Origin of the sequence: Rhodococcus sp. NPDC049939 (assembly GCF_040656415.1) — a bacterium.
GTDB lineage: Bacteria > Actinomycetota > Actinomycetes > Mycobacteriales > Mycobacteriaceae > Rhodococcus_F.
This window is the reverse complement of record NZ_JBFAMC010000001.1, coordinates 943245-956590: the sequence shown is the minus strand read 5'-3', so window position 1 is coordinate 956590 and position 13346 is coordinate 943245. Positions and strand designations below refer to the sequence as shown.

Genomic DNA, 13346 nt, shown 5'->3' with positions numbered 1-13346 from the left:
TGTGGCAGCCCACTACGAAACTCCGTAGCGGACATACTTCTCCCCGACCTGGTCGGACGAGGAAGCTCTATTTGTATCGGTAAACGATGCGTCCACGCGACAAGTCGTAGGGTGAGAGCTCCACGACGACGCGATCTTCCGGGAGGATGCGAATGTAGTGCTGACGCATCTTTCCGCTGATGTGGGCGAGAACCTTGTGGCCGTTCTCGAGCTCAATGCGGAACATCGCATTGGGCAGCGGCTCGACTACTCGTCCCTCGACCTCGATGGCCCCGTCTTTCTTAGCCATATCCTCCGCGATCCATGTGGTTTGACGTGCTTATTGCATCTGTTTCCGTTACTGTCGGCGCGCGACAGGATCTTCACCGACCGAAACGTTGGAAATCCCGATCGAATCCGGCACTTGGCACGCAGACAACCGGCACGCATGGCGCACCGCCAATCGATGGTACGGGAATTTGCTTACCAGGCCAAATGCGACTCACGCCGGGACCCACTCATCTTCTGATGAATCGCCGATCTTCTCAACAACCGACCCGTCCGACCTCCACACATTCGAGGGATTGTGCATATGCGCGCTCTGGTACAGCGAGTAACCACCGCATCGATCCGAGTCGGCGACGCGGAGGTCGCTCGGATCACTCCCCGAGACAGCAGACACGGGTTGCTGGTCCTGGTCGGAGTCACCCACTCCGACGATGAAGCGAAGGCAGCGCTGCTCGCGAAGAAGGTGTGGACACTGCGGATCCTCGAGGGCGAACGGTCGGCTGCCGAACAGGACGCACCCCTGCTGGTAGCCAGCCAGTTCACTCTGATGGCGGATACACGTCGCGGTCGCCGACCGACGTGGTCGGCCGCCGCGCCCGGACCGGTGGCGGAACCACTGGTCGGGGCGTTCACCGCGGCGTTGCGCGAGTTGGGTGCGACGGTCGAGACCGGTGTCTTTGGTGAACACATGGAGATCAGCCTCGTCAACGACGGGCCTGTGACCCTGCTGATCGAGGTCTAGGGCCTCGAGAGACGTCCTACTCCGGTCGCAGGGTGAGAATACGAGGACCCTCCTCGGTCACTGCGACAGTATGTTCCCAGTGCGCTGCACGAGAACCGTCGGCGGTGACGACAGTCCAATCGTCGTCGAGAACAACGGTATCGGTGGTACCGAGCGTCAGCATCGGTTCGATCGCCAGAACCGACCCAACCACGAGTTCAGGACCCTTACCCGGACTTCCCTCGTTGGCGAGGAAGGGTTCCATGTGCATTTGCCTGCCGATACCGTGACCGCCGTAGCCGTCGACGATGCCGTACCTGCGGCCATGCGCGTCCTCGGCAGCACGGGTTCCGACCTCGATCGCGTGCGAGACATCGGTGAGGCGGTTGCCCGCCACCATCGCAGCGATACCCGCGTCCAACGAGAGCCGGGTCGCTTCGCTCAACAGTCGATCCGCCTCTATCAGATCGCCCACACCGAAGGTCCATGCCGAGTCGCCGTGCCAGCCGTCCAGGATGGCGCCGCAGTCGATGGAAAGGAGGTCTCCCTCGGCAAGAATGTCCTCCGCAGAGGGTATTCCGTGCACCACTCGGTCGTTCACAGACGAACAGATCGAACCGGTGAACCCGTGGTAGCCCTTGAAGGACGGCACGGCGCCGGCCCCACGAATGACCGACTCGGCCACCTCGTCGAGTTCGAGCGTGCTCACACCTGGTTTTGCCTCAGCGCGCACCGCCACGAGCGCCGCACCGACGACGGCTCCGGCCGCTGCCATCGCGTCGAGTTCGCCCGGTGTGCGGAAGGGAACGACCTTGCGCTTTCGTCCGAAGCCCATTATTGGCCCAGCGCCGCCAGGGCACGTGCGTTGACCTCGCTCACCTCGCCCAGAGCGTCGACGGTGAGAATTTCGTTCTTGTAGTAGTCGAGCAGCGGAGCCGTCTCGTCTCGATACACCCGGAGCCGGTGGCGGATGACCTCTTCCGTGTCGTCGGAACGGCCACGGGCCAGCATCCGCTCGACCACTATGTCGTCGTTCCCCACGACGAAAGACAAGACGCCGTCGAGCTTGGTGTTGAGCTCGGCCAGGATCGCGTCGAGAGCCTGAGCTTGGTTGATCGTGCGTGGGAACCCGTCGAGGAGAAAACCGTTCACCGCATCCGGCTCTGCAACGCGAGCCTTGACCATGTTGTTGGTGATCTCGCTCGGTACCAGATTCCCGGCGGCCGTGTACTTCTTCGCTTCGAGCCCGAGAGGGGTTGCCTGGTCGATGTTCGCGCGGAACAGATCACCCGTCGAGATGTGGGGGACGCCGAGCTTCTCGGAGAGAATCGCGGCCTGTGTGCCCTTGCCGGCGCCTGGAGGACCGAGGAGGACAAATCTCACTTGAGGAACCCTTCGTAGTTACGTTGCATCAATTGGCTTTCGATCTGCTTGACGGTATCCAGGGCGACGCTGACGAGAATCAGCACGGCCGCGCCACCGAAGATGCTGGTGGCCGTCTGACTTCCGGACAGGAAGAAGTGCGGCAGGACGGCAATGGAACCGAGGTAGATCGATCCGGGCACTGTGATGCGGTTGAGCACGTAGTTCAGGTAGTCCGCGGTCGGGCGACCGGGGCGGATGCCGGGAATGAACCCGCCGAACTTCTTCATCTCTTCGGCGCGCTCTTCCGGGTTGAACGTGATCGCGACGTAGAAGAAGACGAAGAACACGATCAACCCGAAATAGATCGCGATGTAGACCGGATTGTTCGGATTCACCAGGTACTCGTTGATTATCCGTTGCCACCAACTGGGATTCAGCGAGTACGTGGCTCCGGTCAGTTGCGCGATGAGGTTCGGCAGATACAGCAGCGAGGACGCGAAGATGACCGGGATGATGCCGGCCTGGTTCACCTTGAGCGGCAGGTACGTCGACGAACCGCCGTACATCTTGCGGCCGACCATGCGCTTGGCGTACTGCACCGGGATTCGCCGCTGCCCTTGCTCGACGAAGACGACACCCGCGATGACGGCGAGCGCGGCGACGCAGACGATCGTGAAGACCAGACCGCCGCGGCTGTCGAGGATGGCCTTCCCCTCGGACGGCAGGCGGGACGCGATACCAGCGAAGATCAGCAGTGACATTCCGTTGCCGACGCCGCGTTCGGTGATGAGTTCACCGAACCACATGACGAGGGCGGCGCCTGCGGTCATCACGAGCACGATGATCACCAGGCCGAAGACGCTGTCGTCCGCGAGGATCGGCTCCTGGCAGCCCTGCAGCAGCTGGCCGCGCGAGGCCAGCGCCACGATCCCGGTGGCCTGGAGAACTGCCAGCGCGATCGCCAGATAACGCGTGTACTGCGTCATCTTCGCCTGGCCGGACTGGCCTTCCTTCCGGAGCTCCTCGAACTTCGGAATGACGACCGTCAACAGCTGGACGATAATGCTGGCCGTGATATACGGCATGATGCCGATCGCGAACACCGACAGCTGGAGCAGCGCACCACCCGAGAACAGGTTGATCAGCGAGTAGATACCCGCCGTATCGCCGCCGGACAGCTGATCGATACACGCCCGCACGTTGCCGTAGTTGACACCCGGAGACGGCACCATGGCGCCGACCCGATAGAGCGCTACGAGACCTAACGCAATGAGAATCTTCCGCCTCAGGTCCGGGGTCCTGAGGGCCGAGACAAAGGCGGAAAGCAAAGATCCTCCTGGCACGACGGTTGGGGGGAGACGAGCCATTGAAGACTAGTCAGTGGATGAACTCTAGAACTCTAACAGTGGCGACTACACACACAAGTTGGCAGACCTACGGTAGCCCTGACCACTGAGCCATAAATGGCCGCAATACAGCGCGAGCTGTACTGCGGCCATCTACTGACAGCGGTGATTGCTCACAGCTCAGTGGCGGTACCACCGGCAGCAGCGATCTTCTCCTTGGCGGAACCAGTGAACTTGTTCACAGTCACCTGAACGGCAACGGTGAGTTCGCCGTCGCCGAGAACCTTGACGAGCTGGTTCTTGCGAACCGCGCCCTTGGCAACGAGATCTTCGACCGTGACCTGCCCACCCTCGGGGAACAGACGGGCGATGTCACCGACGTTGACAACCTGGTACTCGGTGCGGAACTGGTTGTTGAAGCCCTTGAGCTTGGGCAGACGCATGTGCAACGGCATCTGTCCACCCTCGAAGGCGGCAGGCACGTTCTTGCGTGCCTTGGTGCCCTTCGTACCGCGGCCCGCGGTCTTACCCTTGGAGCCCTCACCGCGACCGACGCGAGTCTTTTCGGTCTTGGCTCCTGGCGCGGGGCGCAAGTGATGCAATTTGATGGTCATGGTTAGACCTCCTCAACTGTGACGAGGTGGCGCACCACGTTGATCAGACCGCGGTTCTGCGCATTGTCCTCGCGGACAACCGTCTGACGGATGCCCTTCAACCCCAGGGTGCGAAGCGAATCCCGCTGATTCTGCTTGGTACCGATGGTGCTCTTGATCTGAGTGACCTTGAGTTCGGCCATTACTTCACGCTCCCAGCCTGTGCGCGCGCACGCAGCATGCCTGCAGGGGCAACGTCCTCGAGGGCGAGGCCACGGCGAGCGGCGACTTCCTCGGGGCGCTGGAGGCCCTTGAGCGCAGCGACAGTCGCATGCACGACGTTGATGGCGTTGTCACTACCGAGCGACTTCGACAGAATGTCGTTGATGCCGGCGCACTCGAGCACAGCACGCACCGCGCCACCGGCGATGACACCGGTACCGGGGCTTGCCGGACGCAGCATGACAATGCCTGCCGCCGCCTCACCCTGAACCGGGTGCGTGATGGTGCTACCGATCATCGGGACACGGAAGAAGCCCTTGCGAGCCTCCTCGACGCCCTTCTGGATCGCCGCAGGAACTTCCTTGGCCTTGCCGTAGCCGACGCCGACCATTCCGTTGCCGTCTCCCACGATCACCAGTGCGGTGAAACTGAAGCGACGGCCACCCTTGACGACCTTCGACACGCGGTTGATCGTGACGACGCGTTCGATGTGGTTCGACTTCTCGGCCGACTGTCCGCCGCGACGATCGTCGCGACCGCCGCCACGACGCTCACCGCCGCGGCTGTCCCCTGTGGTGGGGCCGTTCTGTCCGGCGGGTCCGCTTCCGCCGTCACGCCTCTGACGTCCCGGCATCAGGCTGTCCTTCCGTTCACGCAGGCCGAGCCTGCCATGTACTCGATCTTGGTCATCAGAACTTCAACCCGCCTTCGCGAGCCGCGTCCGCCAAGGCCGCGATACGACCGTGGTAGCCGTGTCCACCGTGGTCGAAGACCACGGTATCGACTCCGGCGGACTTCGCGCGCTCGGCGATCATTTGACCGACCTTCGCGCTGAGCGCCTTCTTGTCGCCGTCCGCTGCCCGCACGTCGGCTTCCGTGGTAGACGCTGCCGCCAGGGTGTGGCCTGCGAGGTCGTCCACCAGCTGGACGTGGATGTGGCGCGAAGACCGGTTGACGACCAGGCGCGGACGCTCGGGTGTACCGGAAATCTTCTTGCGGAGACGGAAGTGGCGACGCGCCTTCGCCAGGCGGCGCTTCGTGGACGCATCCTTGCCGAGCGGAATCCGCTTGGCTTTCTGGTTTGCAGTCTGGCTCATAATCACTTACCCGTCTTTCCGACCTTGCGGCGGATCTGCTCACCCTCGTAGCGCACACCCTTGCCCTTGTACGGGTCAGGGCGGCGGAGACGCCGGATGTTGGCCGAGATCTGGCCGACCTTCTGCTTGTCGATGCCCGACACCGAGAATTTGGTGGGCGACTCGACCGCAAAGGTGATGCCCTCCGGGGCTTCGATCGGAACCGGGTGGCTGAAGCCGAGTGAGAACTCGAGGTTCTTGCCCTTGAGAGCGACGCGGTAGCCCACGCCGTGGATCTCCATCTTGGTGGTGTAACCCTCGGTGACACCGGTGACGAGATTCTGCACGAGCGTACGAGACAACCCGTGGAGTGCACGGCTGCGACGTTCGTCGTCCGGGCGGGTCACACTGAGCGTGCCGTCCTCGTTCTTCGCAATGGCAATCGGCTCGGCGATCGTCAGGCCGAGCGTGCCCTTCGGTCCCTTGACCGTGACGTCCTGGCCGTCGATCGAGACGTCGACACCTGTGGGGACTGGGACGGGGATCTTTCCAATACGCGACATTGTGGTGGCCTCCCTTACCAGACGTAGGCGAGGACTTCCCCGCCCACTCCTTGATTGGCCGCCTGGCGATCGGTGAGCAGACCTGTGGACGTGGAAATGATGGCCACGCCGAGGCCGCCGAGAACCTTGGGCAGGTTGGTGGACTTTGCGTACACGCGCAGGCCGGGCTTGGAGACACGACGCACGCCGGCAAGGCTGCGCTCGCGGCTCGGCCCGTACTTCAGATCGACGATGAGGGTCTTGCCCACCTCGGCGTCTTCGGTGCGGTAGTCGGCGATGTAGCCCTCACGCTTGAGGATCTCGGCGATGTTTGCCTTGATCTTCGAGTGGGGCAACTTCACCTCATCGTGGTACGCCGTGTTGGCGTTCCGCAGACGCGTCAAGAAGTCTGCGATGGGGTCAGTCATGGTCATGAGGTTGACCTCTACCTTTCTCACAACGGTTCCCTCTGCCGTTTCCGGCGCAGGCCTATCGCGAAGTAGGTCTTACGTTCCCCGGTCCGCGGTTACGAACCGGAAGTCTGTGATCGGGACGTCGTCACCGGGGTGACGACGCCGTCACCAGGAGCTCTTGTGGACGCCGGGCAGTTCGCCGGCGTGAGCCATCTCGCGAACGCAGATTCGGCACAGGCCGAACTTGCGGAACACCGAATGCGGACGGCCACAGCGCTGGCAGCGAGTGTAGGCACGCACCGCGAACTTGGGCTTCTTGTTGGCCTTGTTGACCAATGCCTTCTTAGCCATTAGCTCAGTTCTCCTTGAACGGGAAGCCGAGGTGCTTGAGCAGAGCACGGCCTTCTTCGTTGTTGGTCGCGGTGGTCACCACTGTGATGTCCATACCACGCGGACGGTCGATCTTGTCCACGTCGATCTCGTGGAACATCGACTGCTCGTTCAGGCCGAACGTGTAGTTGCCGTTGCCGTCGAACTGGTTACCCGACAGGCCACGGAAGTCCCTGATGCGGGGAAGTGCGATGGACACGAGCCGGTCCAGGAACTCCCACATGCGGTCGCCGCGCAACGTGACGCGGGCACCGATCGGCATTCCCTCACGCAGCTTGAACTGCGCGATAGACTTGCGCGCCTTGCGGATCTCAGGCTTCTGACCGGTAATCAGAGCGAGATCGTTGACGGCACCGTTGATCAGCTTGGCGTCGCGAGCGGCGTCGCCGACGCCCATGTTGACGACAACCTTGACGACGCCGGGGATCTGCATCACATTGGCGTAGTCGAACTCGGCGTTCAGCGCAGCCTTGACCTCTTCGCGGTAGCGGGTCTTCAGGCGCGGCTGGATCTTGTTCTCAGTGGAGGTCATGTCAGATGTCCTTCCCGTTTTTGCGGGAAATCCGAACGCGCTTGCCGGACTCCTCGTCGGTCCGGTAGCCCACGCGAGTGGGGTTGCCGTCCGAGTCGACGACCGCGACGTTGGAAACGTGGATCGGGGCTTCCTGCGTCACGATGCCGCCGGAGGAAGCTCCGCGTTGGTTCGCGGAGACCGCGGTGTGCTTCTTGATGCGGTTCACGCCTTCGACGAGGACCTTGTTCGTCGCGGGGTAGGCCTGAATGACCTTGCCCTTCGCGCCCTTGTCCTTGCCGGAAATGACCAGCACGGTGTCACCCTTGTGCACCTTCATCACAGCACCTCCGGGGCGAGCGAGACGATCTTCATGAACCTCTTGTCGCGCAACTCACGCCCGACGGGACCGAAGATGCGAGTGCCACGGGGATCGTTGTCCGGCTTGATCAGGACGGCAGCGTTCTCGTCGAACTTGATGTAGGACCCGTCCGGACGGCGGCGTTCCTTGGTGGTACGGACGATGACAGCCTTGACGACCTCGCCCTTCTTGATGTTTCCACCCGGGATGGCGTCCTTGACGGTGGCGACGATGATGTCACCGATCCCGGCGTAGCGGCGAGACGAACCACCGAGAACGCGGATGCAGAGAATCTCCTTGGCACCCGTGTTGTCGGCGACGCGTAGCCGCGACTCCTGCTGAATCACTTTCTTCTCCTTGACCTGGTTTTTCCGACTCGAGCGATCGGCAAGCAATCACTAGCGTCATGCACGGCAGATTTCCGACCCGACGTGCGCGGTCTGTATCCGATCCTCCGCGAGGGCCACCATTGCCGGTGGCACGACCGTGGGGTTGCCTCGCGTCTTCCGCAAGGCAACCCCACGATCATACTGGACACACGGTTCTGCTTCTTACTTGGCCTTTTCGAGGACCTCGACCAGGCGCCAGTGCTTGGTCGCGGACAGCGGACGGGTCTCCATCAGCTGCACACGGTCACCGATTCCTGCGACGCCGTTCTCGTCATGCGCCTTGACCTTGCTGGTACGCCGGATGATCTTGCCGTAGAGCGGGTGCTTGACCCTGTCCTCGAGCTCGACCACGATCGTCTTCTGCATCTTGTCGGAGACGACGTATCCGGTGCGGACCTTGCGGCTGCCGCGCTCTTCAGTACTCACTGCCTTTTCCTCACTCATGCCGCGTCACCTGCGTCCGGACCAACGGCCAGCCCGAGTTCGCGCTCACGCAGAACGGTGTAGATTCGCGCGATCTCATGGCGAACGGTACGGAGTCGACGGTTGTTGTCCATCTGGCCCGTCGCCATCTGGAAACGAAGGTTGAACAGCTCTTCCTTCGACTCGCGAAGCCGGGTGACCAACTCTTCTTCGGTGAGCTCGCGGAGCTCTGCGGCTGGTGTTCCAGTAGCCATCAGAACTGCTCCTCCCTTGTCACGATCCGGCACTTGCACGGGAGCTTGTGCATCGCGCGGCGCAGGGCCTCGCGAGCGATCTCCTCATTGGGGTAGCTCATCTCGAACATCACGCGACCAGGCTTGACGTTCGCGACCCACCACTCGGGCGAACCCTTACCGGAACCCATGCGAGTTTCGGCCGGCTTCTTGGTGAGGGGACGATCCGGGAAGATGTTGATCCAGATCTTGCCGCCACGCTTGATGTGCCGGGTCATGGCGATACGAGCGGACTCGATCTGCCGGTTGGTGATGTAGGCGGGTTCGAGTGCCTGGATGCCGTAGTCACCGAAGGCCACCTGGGTTCCACCTTTGGCGGCACCCGAACGGCTCGGATGGTGCTGTTTGCGGTGCTTGACCCGCCGTGGGATCAACATGCGTCAGCCTTCCTTCTGTTCAGTCGTAGCGGGCGCATCGGCGGTGGCGGTCGCTGCACGGCCTGCCTCGGTGCTGGTCGCGGTGGTCCCGGTAGCACCGGAACGACGCGGACGGCTCGGACGCTCGCGACGTGGGCGGTCCCCCGCGGGAGCAGCCACGTTGGCAGCCAGCTCACGCCTGCCACCCACGATGTCGCCCTTGTAGATCCAGACCTTCACGCCGATGCGGCCAAAGGTGGTCTTGGCCTCGTAGAGGCCGTAGTCGATGTCCGCGCGGAGCGTGTGCAACGGCACACGGCCCTCGCGGTAGAACTCCGACCGGGACATCTCGGCGCCGCCGAGACGACCGGAGCACTGAACGCGAATTCCCTTGACGTTGGGCTGGCGCATGGCCGACTGAATGGCCTTGCGCATGGCGCGACGGAAGGCGACACGGTTCGAGAGCTGCTCGGCCACGCCCTGTGCGACGAGCTGCGCCTCGGACTCGGCGTTCTTGACCTCGAGGATGTTCAGCTGGACCTGCTTGCCGGTCAGCTTCTCGAGTTCGGAACGGATACGGTCGGCCTCGGTGCCACGGCGACCGATGACGATGCCCGGTCGGGCGGTGTGGATGTCCACACGCACACGGTCACGGGTGCGCTCGATCTCGACCTTCGCGATACCCGCGCGCTCCATGCCGGTGGCGAGGAGCTTTCGGATCGCGACGTCTTCCTTGACGTACTCCGCGTACTGCTTGTCTGCGTACCAGCGAGACTTCCAGTCGGTGGTGATACCCAAGCGGAAGCCGTGCGGGTTGATTTTCTGGCCCACTACTGAGCCCCTCCCTTGGAGTTGGCCGAACCCTTCCGGCGGTTACGGGTCGATGTTCCGGTCTTCGGCAGGCTCTCCACGATCACGGTGATGTGGCTGGTGCGCTTGCGAATACGGAACGCACGTCCCTGTGCACGCGGCTGGAACCGCTTGAGGGTCGCGCCCTCGTCCACGAACGCCGTGGCAACGACAAGCGTGCTCGGGTCGAGGTCGAGGTTGTTCTCGGCGTTGGCTGCGGCGGACGCGATCACCTTGGCGACCGGCTCGCTCGCTGCCTGCGGCGCGAACTTCAGAATGTTCAGGGCGTCTTCAACCGAACGCCCACGGACCAAGTCCACAACACGACGCGCCTTCATCGGCGTGACGCGCACGTGGCGCGCAATCGCCTTGGCAGTCGGGTTGGCGGTTTCGGTGCTGCTCATCGCCTCTTCGCCTTCCGATCATCCTTGATGTGACCCTTGAATGTGCGGGTCGGAGCAAACTCTCCGAGCTTGTGTCCGACCATCGAGTCGGAAACGAACACGGGGACGTGCTTGCGGCCGTCGTGAACCGCAAACGTGTGGCCGATGAAGTCCGGGATGATCGTGGAACGACGGGACCAGGTCTTGATTACCTGCTTGGTCCCCTTCTCGTTCTGCACGTCCACCTTCGCGAGGAGGTGGTCATCGACGAACGGGCCCTTCTTGAGGCTGCGTGGCATCCTTCACTCCCTCCTAGCGCTTGTTCTTGCCGGTACGGCGGCGGCGGACAATGAGCTTGTCGCTCGCCTTGTTCTTGCGGGTGCGTCCCTCGGGCCTACCCCACGGGCTGACCGGGTGGCGACCACCAGAGGTCTTACCTTCACCACCACCATGCGGGTGGTCGACCGGGTTCATCACGACACCACGGACGGTCGGGCGCTTGCCCTTCCAGCGCATACGTCCGGCCTTGCCCCAGTTGATGTTCGACTGCTCGGCGTTGCCGACCTCGCCGATCGAGGCCCGGCAGCGAACGTCGACCCGACGAATCTCACCGGAGGGCATACGCAGCGTGGCGTAAGCGCCTTCCTTGCCGAGCAACTGGATGCTGGATCCAGCCGAGCGCGCCATCTTGGCGCCGCCGCCCGGCCGAAGCTCGACCGCGTGGACGGTGGTACCAGTCGGAATGTTGCGCAGGGGCAGGTTGTTGCCGGGCTTGATGTCGGCTCCTGCACCCGACTCGACCGGCGCACCCTGGACCAGGCCCTTGGGGGCGATGATGTAGCGCTTCTCGCCGTCTGCGTAGTGCAGCAGGGCGATGCGGGCGGTGCGGTTCGGGTCGTACTCGATGTGAGCGACCTTCGCCGGCACGCCGTCCTTGTCGTTCCGGCGGAAATCGATCAGCCGGTAGGCACGCTTGTGTCCGCCACCCTTGTGCCGGGTGGTGATACGACCGTGTGCGTTGCGTCCCCCGCGTCCGTGGAGCGGGCGAACCAGCGACTTCTCGGGGGTCGACCGAGTGATCTCGGCGAAGTCCGAGACACTCGAGCCACGACGTCCCGGGGTAGTCGGCTTGTACTTGCGGATTGCCATGAGTCTTCTCGTCCTCTACGTCTCGTCAAGTCCCGGCGCTTACGCGACCGGTCCTCCGAAGATCTCGATGGGCTTGCTGTCGGCCGAAAGGGTCACGAGCGCGCGCTTGGTGTCCTTGCGCTTGCCGTAGCCGAATCGGGTCCGCTTACGCTTGCCCTGACGGTTGGCGGTGTTGACGCTGGTCACTTTGACGCCGAAAATCTTCTCGACGGCAATCTTGATCTGCGTCTTGTTCGAGTCCGGGTGCACCAGGAAGGTGTAGGTGCCTTCCTCGATCAGTCCATAGGACTTCTCGGAGATCACCGGAGCGAGCAGGATGTCGCGGGGGTCGGCGATGGTGCTCACTTGCCCTCCTCCTTCTTGTCTTCCTGAGCCGCGGGCCCTTGAATGAACGCGCCCAGCGCCTCGACGCTGAACACGACGTCATCGCTGTTGAGCACGTCGTAGGTGTTGAGCTGGTCGGGTGCGATGGGGTGCACACCGTCCAGGTTCTGCACGCTCTTCCAGGCTGCGATGTCCTCGCGTCCCACGACGAGAAGGACCTTCTTACGATCCGAGATCTCATTGAGGAAGGTGCGTGCAGCCTTTGTGGACGGAGTCTGACCGGCAACCAGTTCGGTGATCACGTGGATGCGCTCGTTGCGAGCCCGATCGGAAAGGGCCCCGCGCAGCGCGGCTGCCTTCATCTTCTTGGGGGTCCGCTGGCTGTAGTCACGCGGCTTCGGGCCGTGGACGGTGCCACCGCCTGCGAACTGCGGTGCACGGGTAGACCCCTGACGAGCGCGTCCGGTGCCCTTCTGGCGGTACGGCTTCTTGCCACCGCCGCGAACCTCGCCGCGAGTCTTGGTGGAATGGGTTCCCTGACGTGCAGCAGCGAGCTGCGCGACGACAACCTGGTGAAGAAGCGCGATGTTGGCAGGCGCGTCGAAGATCTCCGCGGGAAGATCGACGGTGCCGTTGGTCTTGCCGCCGGCCTCCTTGACGTCCAATGTCAACTTGGTCGTCGATGTCTCGGTGCTGGTCATGCTCGTGCACCACCCTTCACTGCGCTCTTGACGATCACGATTCCACCCTTGCGGCCGGGAATCGCACCCTTGATCAGCAGCAGTCCGTTCTCGGCGTCCACCTTGTGGACGGACAGGTTCTGCGTCGTGATGCGGTCGTTACCCATACGGCCGGACATGCGCATGCCCTTGAATACACGGCCCGGAGTGGCGCAACCACCGATGGAACCGGGACGACGGTGAACGGCCTGCGCACCGTGCGAGGCACCCTGGCCGGCGAAGCCGTGGCGCTTCATGGTTCCGGCGAAGCCCTTACCCTTGCTGGTTCCGGTGACGTCGACGAATGCGCCGTCTTCGAACACCTCGGCAGTCAGTTCCTGGCCGACCTCGTACTCCGAGGTGTCGGCAACGCGGAGCTCCATAACGTGGCGGCGCGGGGTGACACCGGCCTTGGCGAACTGGCCTGATGTCGGCTTGTTCACCTTGCGCGGGTCGATGGCGCCGTACGCGAGCTGCACGGCGCTGTAGCCGTCACGCTCTTCGGTACGGATCTGAGTCACGACGTTCGGTCCGGCCTTGACGACTGTGACCGGAACGACCCGGTTGTTCTCGTCGAAGACCTGGGTCATGCCGAGCTTGGTGCCCAGGATTCCCTTGATCTTGTTATCAGTCATTGTTTTTGTCTCCGCCGCG

Annotated in this window: 25 protein-coding genes; 1 reads left to right on the top strand and 24 read right to left on the bottom strand. The window is 63.0% G+C overall.

Annotated elements, in window-relative coordinates; genetic code table 11:
* Window positions 1-67: 67 nt before the first annotated feature.
* Window positions 68-289: a translation initiation factor IF-1 gene (infA, locus tag AB0I57_RS04310; protein ID WP_003418601.1), complete on the bottom strand. Its 222-nt coding sequence runs from the start codon at window positions 287-289 to the stop codon at window positions 68-70.
* 282 nt (window positions 290-571) lie between these two features.
* On the opposite strand from infA, the gene dtd reads away from it, so the two are divergent.
* Window positions 572-1009, top strand: a complete 438-nt coding sequence (dtd, locus tag AB0I57_RS04305) for a D-aminoacyl-tRNA deacylase (protein WP_358330294.1) — start codon at window positions 572-574, stop codon at window positions 1007-1009.
* Between the two features lie 16 nt (window positions 1010-1025).
* On the opposite strand, the gene map is transcribed toward dtd, so the two are convergent.
* From map to rplC, 23 genes are all read right to left on the bottom strand, one after another.
* Window positions 1026-1823: a type I methionyl aminopeptidase gene (map, locus tag AB0I57_RS04300; protein WP_358330292.1), complete on the bottom strand. Its 798-nt coding sequence runs from the start codon at window positions 1821-1823 to the stop codon at window positions 1026-1028.
* A complete protein-coding gene (locus AB0I57_RS04295) occupies window positions 1823-2371 on the bottom strand; it encodes an adenylate kinase (RefSeq protein ID WP_358330289.1) in 549 nt (182 codons plus the stop codon). The genes map and AB0I57_RS04295 overlap by 1 nt, the downstream gene beginning before the upstream one ends.
* Window positions 2368-3681 carry a preprotein translocase subunit SecY gene (gene secY, locus AB0I57_RS04290; protein WP_358330286.1) on the bottom strand — a complete coding sequence of 438 codons (1314 nt, stop codon included), beginning with the start codon at window positions 3679-3681 and terminating at the stop codon, window positions 2368-2370. Before secY ends, AB0I57_RS04295 begins: the two co-directional genes overlap by 4 nt.
* Before the next feature lie 191 nt (window positions 3682-3872).
* Window positions 3873-4313, bottom strand: a complete 441-nt coding sequence (gene rplO, locus AB0I57_RS04285; protein ID WP_358330283.1) for a 50S ribosomal protein L15 — start codon at window positions 4311-4313, stop codon at window positions 3873-3875.
* Between the two features lie 2 nt (window positions 4314-4315).
* Window positions 4316-4495: a 50S ribosomal protein L30 gene (rpmD, locus tag AB0I57_RS04280; RefSeq protein ID WP_358330280.1), complete on the bottom strand. Its 180-nt coding sequence runs from the start codon at window positions 4493-4495 to the stop codon at window positions 4316-4318.
* Window positions 4495-5148, bottom strand: a complete 654-nt coding sequence (gene rpsE / locus AB0I57_RS04275; protein WP_358330277.1) for a 30S ribosomal protein S5 — start codon at window positions 5146-5148, stop codon at window positions 4495-4497. Before rpsE ends, rpmD begins: the two co-directional genes overlap by 1 nt.
* Window positions 5149-5203: 55 nt before the next feature.
* Complete coding sequence (rplR, locus tag AB0I57_RS04270) at window positions 5204-5611, bottom strand: 50S ribosomal protein L18 (RefSeq protein ID WP_358330274.1); 408 nt, start codon at window positions 5609-5611, stop codon at window positions 5204-5206.
* Window positions 5612-5613: 2 nt separating this feature from the next.
* Entirely contained in the window at window positions 5614-6153 is a 540-nt protein-coding gene (gene rplF / locus AB0I57_RS04265) for a 50S ribosomal protein L6 (RefSeq protein WP_358330271.1), read from the bottom strand.
* A gap of 14 nt (window positions 6154-6167) precedes the next feature.
* Window positions 6168-6566, bottom strand: coding sequence for a 30S ribosomal protein S8 (gene rpsH / locus AB0I57_RS04260; RefSeq protein WP_005239657.1), 399 nt, complete (start codon window positions 6564-6566; stop codon window positions 6168-6170).
* Between the two features lie 144 nt (window positions 6567-6710).
* On the bottom strand, window positions 6711-6896 hold the full coding sequence (locus AB0I57_RS04255; protein WP_005239644.1) for a type Z 30S ribosomal protein S14: 186 nt from the start codon (window positions 6894-6896) through the stop codon (window positions 6711-6713).
* Between the two features lie 4 nt (window positions 6897-6900).
* On the bottom strand, window positions 6901-7467 hold the full coding sequence (rplE, locus tag AB0I57_RS04250; RefSeq protein ID WP_358330268.1) for a 50S ribosomal protein L5: 567 nt from the start codon (window positions 7465-7467) through the stop codon (window positions 6901-6903).
* A gap of 1 nt (window position 7468) precedes the next feature.
* Window positions 7469-7786, bottom strand: coding sequence for a 50S ribosomal protein L24 (gene rplX, locus AB0I57_RS04245; protein ID WP_358330265.1), 318 nt, complete (start codon window positions 7784-7786; stop codon window positions 7469-7471).
* Window positions 7786-8154 carry a 50S ribosomal protein L14 gene (gene rplN, locus AB0I57_RS04240; RefSeq protein ID WP_072687358.1) on the bottom strand — a complete coding sequence of 123 codons (369 nt, stop codon included), beginning with the start codon at window positions 8152-8154 and terminating at the stop codon, window positions 7786-7788. The genes rplX and rplN overlap by 1 nt, the downstream gene beginning before the upstream one ends.
* A gap of 204 nt (window positions 8155-8358) precedes the next feature.
* Window positions 8359-8640, bottom strand: coding sequence for a 30S ribosomal protein S17 (gene rpsQ, locus AB0I57_RS04235; RefSeq protein WP_358330261.1), 282 nt, complete (start codon window positions 8638-8640; stop codon window positions 8359-8361).
* Window positions 8637-8873, bottom strand: a complete 237-nt coding sequence (rpmC, locus tag AB0I57_RS04230) for a 50S ribosomal protein L29 (RefSeq protein ID WP_005239637.1) — start codon at window positions 8871-8873, stop codon at window positions 8637-8639. Before rpmC ends, rpsQ begins: the two co-directional genes overlap by 4 nt.
* Window positions 8873-9289: a 50S ribosomal protein L16 gene (rplP, locus tag AB0I57_RS04225; RefSeq protein WP_070377840.1), complete on the bottom strand. Its 417-nt coding sequence runs from the start codon at window positions 9287-9289 to the stop codon at window positions 8873-8875. Before rplP ends, rpmC begins: the two co-directional genes overlap by 1 nt.
* Window positions 9290-9292: 3 nt before the next feature.
* Entirely contained in the window at window positions 9293-10099 is an 807-nt protein-coding gene (gene rpsC / locus AB0I57_RS04220; RefSeq protein ID WP_358330257.1) for a 30S ribosomal protein S3, read from the bottom strand.
* Entirely contained in the window at window positions 10099-10521 is a 423-nt protein-coding gene (gene rplV / locus AB0I57_RS04215; protein WP_358330254.1) for a 50S ribosomal protein L22, read from the bottom strand. Before rplV ends, rpsC begins: the two co-directional genes overlap by 1 nt.
* The gene (rpsS, locus tag AB0I57_RS04210) at window positions 10518-10799 is read right to left on the bottom strand and encodes a 30S ribosomal protein S19 (RefSeq protein WP_003940820.1); all 282 of its coding nucleotides are present in this window, start codon (window positions 10797-10799) and stop codon (window positions 10518-10520) included. Before rpsS ends, rplV begins: the two co-directional genes overlap by 4 nt.
* A gap of 13 nt (window positions 10800-10812) precedes the next feature.
* Window positions 10813-11649, bottom strand: a complete 837-nt coding sequence (rplB, locus tag AB0I57_RS04205) for a 50S ribosomal protein L2 (protein WP_358330251.1) — start codon at window positions 11647-11649, stop codon at window positions 10813-10815.
* A 39-nt stretch (window positions 11650-11688) separates the two neighbouring features.
* A complete protein-coding gene (gene rplW, locus AB0I57_RS04200) occupies window positions 11689-11994 on the bottom strand; it encodes a 50S ribosomal protein L23 (RefSeq protein ID WP_127946084.1) in 306 nt (101 codons plus the stop codon).
* Window positions 11991-12674, bottom strand: a complete 684-nt coding sequence (rplD, locus tag AB0I57_RS04195) for a 50S ribosomal protein L4 (RefSeq protein WP_358330248.1) — start codon at window positions 12672-12674, stop codon at window positions 11991-11993. The genes rplW and rplD overlap by 4 nt, the downstream gene beginning before the upstream one ends.
* Window positions 12671-13327 carry a 50S ribosomal protein L3 gene (rplC, locus tag AB0I57_RS04190; protein WP_358330245.1) on the bottom strand — a complete coding sequence of 219 codons (657 nt, stop codon included), beginning with the start codon at window positions 13325-13327 and terminating at the stop codon, window positions 12671-12673. The genes rplD and rplC overlap by 4 nt, the downstream gene beginning before the upstream one ends.
* Between the last annotated feature and the right edge of the window lie 19 nt (window positions 13328-13346).

Excerpts from the sequence above, each read along its gene's own strand:
- infA (WP_003418601.1), bottom strand. The coding sequence starts at position 289 with ATGGCTAAGAAAGACGGGGCCATCGAGGTCGAGGGACGAGTAGTCGAG.
- dtd (WP_358330294.1), top strand. The coding sequence starts at position 572 with ATGCGCGCTCTGGTACAGCGAGTAACCACCGCATCGATCCGAGTCGGC.
- map (WP_358330292.1), bottom strand. The coding sequence starts at position 1,823 with ATGGGCTTCGGACGAAAGCGCAAGGTCGTTCCCTTCCGCACACCGGGC.
- rplO (WP_358330283.1), bottom strand. The coding sequence starts at position 4,313 with ATGACCATCAAATTGCATCACTTGCGCCCCGCGCCAGGAGCCAAGACC.
- rpmD (WP_358330280.1), bottom strand. The coding sequence starts at position 4,495 with ATGGCCGAACTCAAGGTCACTCAGATCAAGAGCACCATCGGTACCAAG.
- rpsE (WP_358330277.1), bottom strand. The coding sequence starts at position 5,148 with ATGCCGGGACGTCAGAGGCGTGACGGCGGAAGCGGACCCGCCGGACAG.
- rplR (WP_358330274.1), bottom strand. The coding sequence starts at position 5,611 with ATGAGCCAGACTGCAAACCAGAAAGCCAAGCGGATTCCGCTCGGCAAG.
- rplF (WP_358330271.1), bottom strand. The coding sequence starts at position 6,153 with ATGTCGCGTATTGGAAAGATCCCCGTCCCAGTCCCCACAGGTGTCGAC.
- rpsH (WP_005239657.1), bottom strand. The coding sequence starts at position 6,566 with ATGACCATGACTGACCCCATCGCAGACTTCTTGACGCGTCTGCGGAAC.
- AB0I57_RS04255 (WP_005239644.1), bottom strand. The coding sequence starts at position 6,896 with ATGGCTAAGAAGGCATTGGTCAACAAGGCCAACAAGAAGCCCAAGTTC.
- rplE (WP_358330268.1), bottom strand. The coding sequence starts at position 7,467 with ATGACCTCCACTGAGAACAAGATCCAGCCGCGCCTGAAGACCCGCTAC.
- rplX (WP_358330265.1), bottom strand. The coding sequence starts at position 7,786 with ATGAAGGTGCACAAGGGTGACACCGTGCTGGTCATTTCCGGCAAGGAC.
- rpsQ (WP_358330261.1), bottom strand. The coding sequence starts at position 8,640 with ATGAGTGAGGAAAAGGCAGTGAGTACTGAAGAGCGCGGCAGCCGCAAG.
- rpmC (WP_005239637.1), bottom strand. The coding sequence starts at position 8,873 with ATGGCTACTGGAACACCAGCCGCAGAGCTCCGCGAGCTCACCGAAGAA.
- rplP (WP_070377840.1), bottom strand. The coding sequence starts at position 9,289 with ATGTTGATCCCACGGCGGGTCAAGCACCGCAAACAGCACCATCCGAGC.
- rplV (WP_358330254.1), bottom strand. The coding sequence starts at position 10,521 with ATGAGCAGCACCGAAACCGCCAACCCGACTGCCAAGGCGATTGCGCGC.
- rpsS (WP_003940820.1), bottom strand. The coding sequence starts at position 10,799 with ATGCCACGCAGCCTCAAGAAGGGCCCGTTCGTCGATGACCACCTCCTC.
- rplB (WP_358330251.1), bottom strand. The coding sequence starts at position 11,649 with ATGGCAATCCGCAAGTACAAGCCGACTACCCCGGGACGTCGTGGCTCG.
- rplD (WP_358330248.1), bottom strand. The coding sequence starts at position 12,674 with ATGACCAGCACCGAGACATCGACGACCAAGTTGACATTGGACGTCAAG.
- rplC (WP_358330245.1), bottom strand. The coding sequence starts at position 13,327 with ATGACTGATAACAAGATCAAGGGAATCCTGGGCACCAAGCTCGGCATG.